This is a genomic window from Pseudomonas sp. ACN5 (assembly GCF_002303975.1).
GTDB lineage: Bacteria > Pseudomonadota > Gammaproteobacteria > Pseudomonadales > Pseudomonadaceae > Aquipseudomonas > Aquipseudomonas laurylsulfatiphila.
In genome coordinates, this window is sequence record NZ_MRCP01000004.1 from 501202 (window position 1) to 508034 (window position 6833).

Annotated in this window: 6 protein-coding genes; all 6 read left to right on the forward strand. The window is 63.1% G+C overall.

Going from position 1 to position 6833, the window contains the following annotated elements; genetic code table 11:
* Window positions 1-32: 32 nt before the first annotated feature.
* The 6 genes from BSF40_RS10950 (at window position 33) to BSF40_RS10975 (ending at window position 6739) form a co-directional block, all read left to right on the forward strand.
* A complete protein-coding gene (locus tag BSF40_RS10950) occupies window positions 33-1208 on the forward strand; it encodes a M20 aminoacylase family protein (protein ID WP_095965121.1) in 1176 nt (391 codons plus the stop codon).
* Window positions 1209-1290: 82 nt separating this feature from the next.
* A complete protein-coding gene (locus tag BSF40_RS10955; RefSeq protein WP_095965122.1) occupies window positions 1291-2601 on the forward strand; it encodes a citrate-proton symporter in 1311 nt (436 codons plus the stop codon).
* Window positions 2598-4046, forward strand: a complete 1449-nt coding sequence (locus BSF40_RS10960; protein WP_256589457.1) for an amidase — start codon at window positions 2598-2600, stop codon at window positions 4044-4046. Before BSF40_RS10955 ends, BSF40_RS10960 begins: the two co-directional genes overlap by 4 nt.
* Window positions 4047-4115: 69 nt before the next feature.
* On the forward strand, window positions 4116-4886 hold the full coding sequence (locus BSF40_RS10965) for an IclR family transcriptional regulator (RefSeq protein WP_008000154.1): 771 nt from the start codon (window positions 4116-4118) through the stop codon (window positions 4884-4886).
* 103 nt (window positions 4887-4989) lie between these two features.
* The gene (locus BSF40_RS10970; protein ID WP_095965124.1) at window positions 4990-5580 is read left to right on the forward strand and encodes a YceI family protein; all 591 of its coding nucleotides are present in this window, start codon (window positions 4990-4992) and stop codon (window positions 5578-5580) included.
* A 1-nt stretch (window position 5581) separates the two neighbouring features.
* A complete protein-coding gene (locus BSF40_RS10975; RefSeq protein WP_095965125.1) occupies window positions 5582-6739 on the forward strand; it encodes a phosphatidylserine/phosphatidylglycerophosphate/cardiolipin synthase family protein in 1158 nt (385 codons plus the stop codon).
* Window positions 6740-6833 lie beyond the last annotated feature (94 nt).

Consider the following 6833-nt stretch of genomic DNA (forward strand, 5'->3'; position numbering starts at 1 on the left):
ACGGGACTACACCCGGCCCGAGGACAATCGTCATGATCCGATATCAGCACATCCTTGCCTGGCTCAACGACGTGGCCAGCGATCTGCACGCCACCCGCCAGGACATTCACGCCCACCCGGAACTCGGCTTCGAGGAAAACCGCACCTCGGCGCTGGTGGCCAAATCCCTGGCGGATTGGGGCTATGAGGTGCACACCGGCATCGGCAAGACCGGTGTAGTCGGCGTGCTGCGTAATGGCAGTAGCCCGCGCAGACTCGGTTTGCGGGCGGACATGGATGCGCTGCCGATCATCGAGAACACCGGCGTAACCTACAGCAGCCAGCATCAGGGTTGCATGCACGCCTGTGGGCATGACGGCCACACCACGATGTTGCTGGGCGCGGCGCGCTACCTGGCGGCGACACGCCAGTTCGACGGCACCCTGACGTTGATTTTCCAGCCTGCCGAAGAGGGCCAGGGCGGTGCCGAAGCGATGCTTGCCGATGGCCTGCTCGAACGTTTCCCCTGCGATGCACTGTTCGGCATGCACAACATGCCGGGGCTACCCGCCGGTCATTTGGGTTTTCGTGAGGGGCCGATGATGGCCTCGCAGGATTTGCTTAACGTGACCATCGAAGGTGTCGGCGGCCACGGTTCGATGCCGCATCTGGCGGTCGATCCGCTGGTGGCGGCGGCCAGCGTGGTCATGGCCCTGCAGACCGTGGTTGCGCGCAACATCGATGCGCAACAGGCGGCGGTGGTCACGGTGGGCGCGTTGCAGGCGGGGGAGGCGGCCAACGTCATTCCACAACAGGCAATCCTGCGCCTGAGCTTGCGGGCACTGAATGCCCAAGTGCGCGAGCAGACCCTCGAACGCGTGCGCGCAATCATCGAAGCCCAGGCCCGGAGTTTCGGTTGCAGTTCGCGCATCGAACATCGTCCGGCCTACCCGGTGCTGGTCAACCATGCAGCCGAAACCGAATTCGCCAGGCAAGTCGGCGTTGATCTGGTCGGTGCCGATGCGGTCGATGGCAATACCCCCAAACTCATGGGCAGCGAAGACTTCGCCTGGATGCTGCAACGTTGCCCCGGCGCCTACCTGTTCATCGGCAATGGCGTGTCGCGGCCGATGGTCCACAACCCCGCGTATGACTTCAACGACGACATCCTGCTGACCGGTGCCGCGTACTGGGGCGCACTGACCGAGAGCTGGCTCAAGCCAGCCTGATTTCCTCACTTTCTACTGCCGCCGGACCGGGTGCGCGCTGCCGTGCCCGCCGTTACCCAACAGGTTTTTGGAGAGTTCCCCCATGCAGACTTCGAGCACCGGCGTTTCGCGCACCCGGCAGGTGGTCGCCGCGGTTATCGGCAACGCGCTGGAATGGTATGACTTCATCGTTTACGGCTTTCTGGCCAGCATCATCGCCCGGCAGTTTTTCCCCTCTGACGACGAATACGCCTCCTTGCTGATGGCTCTGGCGACTTTCGGCGTCGGCTTCTTCATGCGTCCGGTGGGCGGCATCCTGCTGGGGATGTATTCGGACCGCAAAGGGCGCAAGGCGGCGATGCAGATGATCATTCGCCTGATGACTGTCTCCATCGCACTGATTGCGTTTGCACCGAACTACGCCGCTATCGGCATGGGTGCGCCACTGTTGATCGTGGTTGCGCGGATGCTGCAAGGCTTCGCCACGGGCGGCGAATACGCCAGCGCCACGGCGTTCCTGGTGGAAAGCGCACCGGCGCACCGCAAGGGCTTGTACGGCTCGTGGCAATTGGTCGGGCAATGCCTGGCGGTGTTCTCCGGGGCGGCGATGGTCGCATTGTTCACCCACCTGCTGTCCCCTGAGGCACTGGAGAGCTGGGGCTGGCGGATTCCGTTTGTGCTGGGTTTGCTGATCGGCCCGGTCGGGCTGTGGATTCGCAAGCACATGGAGGAACCGGAGGCGTTTCTCGAAGCACGCAAACAGGCCAAAGGCGCGAGCCCAAGCCTGATGCAAGTGCTCCGCGAACACAGGCGCAGCATTCTGGTGTCCATGGGCCTGGCCTGTGGCGCGACCGTGTCGTTCTACGTGGTGCTGGTGAACATGCCAACCTTTGCCCACAAGAATCTCGGCCTGCCGCTGGATCAGGTGTTGCTGGTGCAAATGCTCGCGGTGGCGCTGATGACCGTGATCATTCCGTTGTCTGGCGCACTGTCGGACCGACTCGGCCGGCGCCCGGTGTTGATGGCCTTCACCCTGGCGTTTTTCCTGATGGTTTATCCCTTGTACGTGTGGGTGGCGGCCGCGCCATCGGTGGAGCGTTTGCTGGTGATGCAACTGTTGCTGTGCAGTGCGATCGGCGGTTTCTTCGGCCCGGCTCCGACCGCGCTGGCCGAGCAGTTCCCCATCGAAGTGCGTTCCACCGGTGTGTCGGTGGCTTACAACGTCACGGTCATGGTCTTCGGCGGGTTCGCGCCGCTGATCGTCACTTGGCTGAGCAAGGTCCTGGCGACTCCGGTGGCGCCATCGTTCTACGTGTTGTTCGCCTGCTTGTTGACGTTGCTCGGCACCTACTGCATGCAAGAAACACCACGGGCAAAAAGATCCGTTGAACTCAATCTTGGGGTGAAACCTTGAGCAGCAATCCGATTGTTGAAATGGACGCCGATGCGCTGTCCCAGGCCATTCATGGGCGGCAGGTGTCCTGTCGCGAGGTGATGCAGGCGTATCTGGCGCAGATCGAACGCTTCAATCCACAGGTCAATGCGCTGGTGTCCCTGCGCCCGGCCGAGGCATTGCTGGCAGAGGCCGACGAGTGTGATCGCCAACTCGACCGGGGCCAGTCCCGAGGCTGGATGCACGGCATGCCGCAGGCGGTCAAAGACCTGGCGGCCACTGCCGGTTTGCGCACCACGATGGGCTCACCGCTGTTCGCCGAGCAGGTTCCGCAACACGACGTCACCAGCGTGGCGCGGGTGCGCGACTGCGGGGCGATCATCATCGGCAAGAGCAACGTCCCGGAATTCGGCCTCGGCTCGCAAACCTACAACAGCGTGTTCGGCACCACCACCAACGCCTACGATCCGACCTTGATTGCCGGTGGCAGCAGTGGCGGGGCGGCGGTGGCGCTGGCGTTGCGCATGCTGCCGGTGGCCGACGGCAGCGACATGATGGGGTCGCTGCGCAATCCGGCGGCGTTCAACAACGTCTATGGATTGCGTCCGTCCCAGGGGCGTGTGCCGTTCGGGCCCGGACCTGAGATGTTCGTCCAGCAACTGGCCACCGAAGGACCGATGGGCCGCACGGTCACCGATGTTGCCCGTTTGCTCGGCACCCAGGCCGGGTACGATCCGCGCGTGCCGTTGTCGCTGACTGAAGATCCGGGGATATTTCACCAGTCGTTGCAGCAGGATTTCAGGGATGTGCGGCTCGGCTGGCTGGGGGACTACAACGGCTACCTGCCGATGGAGCCCGGCGTCATGAGCCTGTGTGAATCGGCGTTGCAGGACTTCGCCGCACTGGGTTGCAAGGTCGAGGCCTGCCAGCCGGATTTCTCAATGGAGCGCCTGTGGCAAACCTGGCTGGTGCATCGCCACTGGCTGGTGCAAGGCAGCCTCGGCGGGTTGTATGCCGATGCGCAAAAGCGCGAACACCTCAAACCCGAAGCCCGATGGGAAGTCGAGGGCGGGTTGCGTCTGACGGCGGCGGATGTCTATCAGGCCTCGGTCAGTCGCAGCGAGTGGTATCGAGCGCTGAACGAATTGTTCGATCGTTACGACTTCCTGTTGTTGCCCACCGCCCAAGTGTTTCCTTTTGATGCACAAACCCCTTGGCCGCGCGTTGTTGGCGGGCACGCCATGGACACCTACCACCGCTGGATGGAAGTGGTGATCGGGCCGACCCTGGCCGGGTTGCCGAGCATGAGTGTGCCGGTGGGATTCAACCCCGCCGGACTGCCGATGGGCCTGCAAATCATGGGGCGGGCCCAGGCTGACCTTGCGGTTTTACAACTGGCGTATGCCCATGAGCAGTTGACTCAATGGGTCAAGCGCTGCCCGCCCGGTTGTCTGCAAAATGCATGAGCCCAGCGGACAGGCCCGCATCTTGCTGCGCAAAGTGATCATCCATCTGCGCTTAGGGAGATCGAACCTATGGAGAGCAAGGCAGAAACCGGTAGCGTGCGTTCCGTCGAGCGCGCCCTGGCGATTGTCGAGTTGCTGGGTGAGCATCAGGCTTTGGGGCTGGAGGAGTTGCATTACCTGACGAGCCTGCCCAAGGCCACGGTGTCGCGCATGTTGCTGACCTTGCAGGAGCAGGGCTGGATCTATCGCGGCCTGAGCGACCGGCGTTATCGCTTGTGCGCCAAGCGCCTGTTTGGTGACAGCCAGCAGCGCTTCAAGCGGCGTCTGGTGGAAAACGCCGCGCCGCTGTTGCTGGCGTTGAGTGAGCGCACCGGGTTGGTGGCGGACCTGTCGTGCTTTGACGGCGAGCGGATCGAAGTCATGGAAAGCGCGATCCCCACGGTGCTGCGCAAGCGATACCCGAACAACTGCCAGATCGTCGGCCAGCACGCCAGCCTGTTCCATTCGGCCATGGGGCGGGCCTGCCTTGGCGAGCTGGACAGCCACGAGGTGGAGCGTCTGGCCAGCCGTGAGCGAATGACGGACGAGTCCCTGTTCAGCACCACTGAGCAGGCATTGCATCAAGGCTTCGGCCAGCGCACCGAGGGTTACTGGGAATATCCGGTGCGCCTGCCGTTCCTGATTCGCGCGGTGGCCCTGCCGATCCGCACCGATGGCCGCCTGGTCGGCAGCATGGCGCTGCACTGGCCGATGGATCAGGCGCCGGTGGAGCGAGTACTCAACCTGCACCTCAACAGCCTGGCCACGACCATTGGCGATGTGCAGCAGGCGATGGCCTGATTTGGAACTTGTGGCGGTTTAGAGACTCAAGGCAACACATTTCTTGCAACCTGTGGCAGGCCGGTTAAGGTTCAGCACAGGTTTCTCTGCCTTACGAGTCTCTATGTTCAAGCGCTCCGCCCTCCGATCCCTCGTTTTTCTGCTGCTGACGGGTGCTGCATTGTCGGCCCGCGCCGACTGGTACCTCGATGGCGAGTCTTCACGCCTGTCGTTTGTCAGCACCAAAAACGCCAATGTTTCCGAAGTGCAGCGCTTTCTGGTGCTGCACGGCAAGGTCGATCCCCAGGGGCTGGCGCAGGTGGAAGTCGAACTGGAGTCGATCAACAGCGGCGTCCCGTTGCGCGATGAGCGCATGCGCAAGGAGCTGTTCCAGGTCGAGCGGTTCCCCGATGCCTTGATCACCACGAAAATCGATCTGCGCCCGATCAACGACCTCGCTCCCGGTGCGCAGCTGGAATTGCGCCTGCCGCTGATGGTCGACCTGCACGGCAAACAACACCAATACCAGGCCGAACTGCTGGCCACCCGTCTCGATGACCGGCGCTTCCAGGTGGTGACGCTCGAACCACTGGTGATCAACGCCGAGGATTTCGATCTGGCACCGGGTCTGGAAACGTTGCGCAAAATGGCCGGCCTCTCGGCCATCAGTCTTTCGGTGCCGGTGGGTGCGGTGCTGATTTTCACGGCGCGTTGACATGGCCGGAGCGATTTTTCCCTGGCGCGAAGGCAACCACTTCGAACTGCTGATCGATGGCCCGCAGTTTTTCCCGCGCATGCTGGTGGCGATTGCCCGGGCTGAAGAACAGGTGGAGCTGGAGCTGTATCTGGTGGAGGCGGGTGCCTGTGCCGAAGCCATGGTCCAGGCATTGGTGCAGGCCGCCGAGCGCGGTGTGCGGGTGCGCTGCCTGTTCGATGATTACGGCAGCCTCGCCTTCACCCTGGCCTTGCGCCAGCGGCTGATGGCTGCCGGGGTGGAGCTGCGTTTCTACAATCGTCTGAGCTGGCGGCGCTGGGTCGGCAACTTCTACCGCGACCACCGTAAATTGTTGCTGGTGGACCAGAGTCTGGCCGTGGTCGGCGGCACGGGCGTCACCGATGAGTTCTGGACGCCGGGCGAAGACGTCAGCGAATGGCACGAAGTGATGGTGGAAATCACCGGCCCGCTGGTGCTCGATTGGCAGCTGCTGTTCGACCGCCAGTGGATCGCCAACCGCCATCGTCGCGCCTGGCGACCGGCCTCGCATTTCGGCTTGCCGCGCTTACCCCGTGTACCGGCCAGTGGCGAGGGTATGGGCCGGGTGGCCTATGCCGATGCCCGTCAACACCGGGACATTCTGCAATCGCTGGTGCGCGCCCTGAACAGTGGTCACCGACGGATCTGGCTGGCCACGCCGTACTTTCTGCCGACCTGGAAAGTGCGCCGTTCCCTGCGCCGGGCGGCTGCCCGCGGCGTGGATGTGCGCCTGCTGCTGACCGGCCCGCGTACCGATCACCCCTCCGTGCGCTACGCCGGCCATCGCTACTACCCGCGACTGCTCAAGGCCGGGGTGGAGATCTACGAATACCAGCCGTGTTTCCTGCACCTGAAAATGGTCCTGATCGACGACTGGGTGAGCATCGGTTCGTGCAACTTCGATCACTGGAACCTGCGCTTCAACCTGGAAGCCAACCTGGAAGCACTGGACCCCGGACTGACCCGAGCGGTAGCGGCGAGCTTCGAGCATGACTTCGCCCTGAGCCAGCAAGTCAGCCTGGAAGAATGGAGGCGTCGGCCGCTGTGGCGGCGGGTCAAGCAGCGGGTGTGGGGATGGGTGGATCGGGTGGTGGTGAATCTGCTGGATCGGAGGGGCTGATCTCGGGTTTCTGAACACCACAAACCACTGTGGGAGCGGGCTTGCTCGCGAAGACGGAGTGTCAGTCAACGATGATTTCGACTGACACTCCGTC

Coding starts and splice junctions, on each gene's coding strand:
- BSF40_RS10950 (WP_095965121.1), top strand. CDS start 33: ATGATCCGATATCAGCACATCCTTGCCTGGCTCAACGACGTGGCCAGC.
- BSF40_RS10955 (WP_095965122.1), top strand. CDS start 1,291: ATGCAGACTTCGAGCACCGGCGTTTCGCGCACCCGGCAGGTGGTCGCC.
- BSF40_RS10965 (WP_008000154.1), top strand. CDS start 4,116: ATGGAGAGCAAGGCAGAAACCGGTAGCGTGCGTTCCGTCGAGCGCGCC.
- BSF40_RS10970 (WP_095965124.1), top strand. CDS start 4,990: ATGTTCAAGCGCTCCGCCCTCCGATCCCTCGTTTTTCTGCTGCTGACG.
- BSF40_RS10975 (WP_095965125.1), top strand. CDS start 5,582: ATGGCCGGAGCGATTTTTCCCTGGCGCGAAGGCAACCACTTCGAACTG.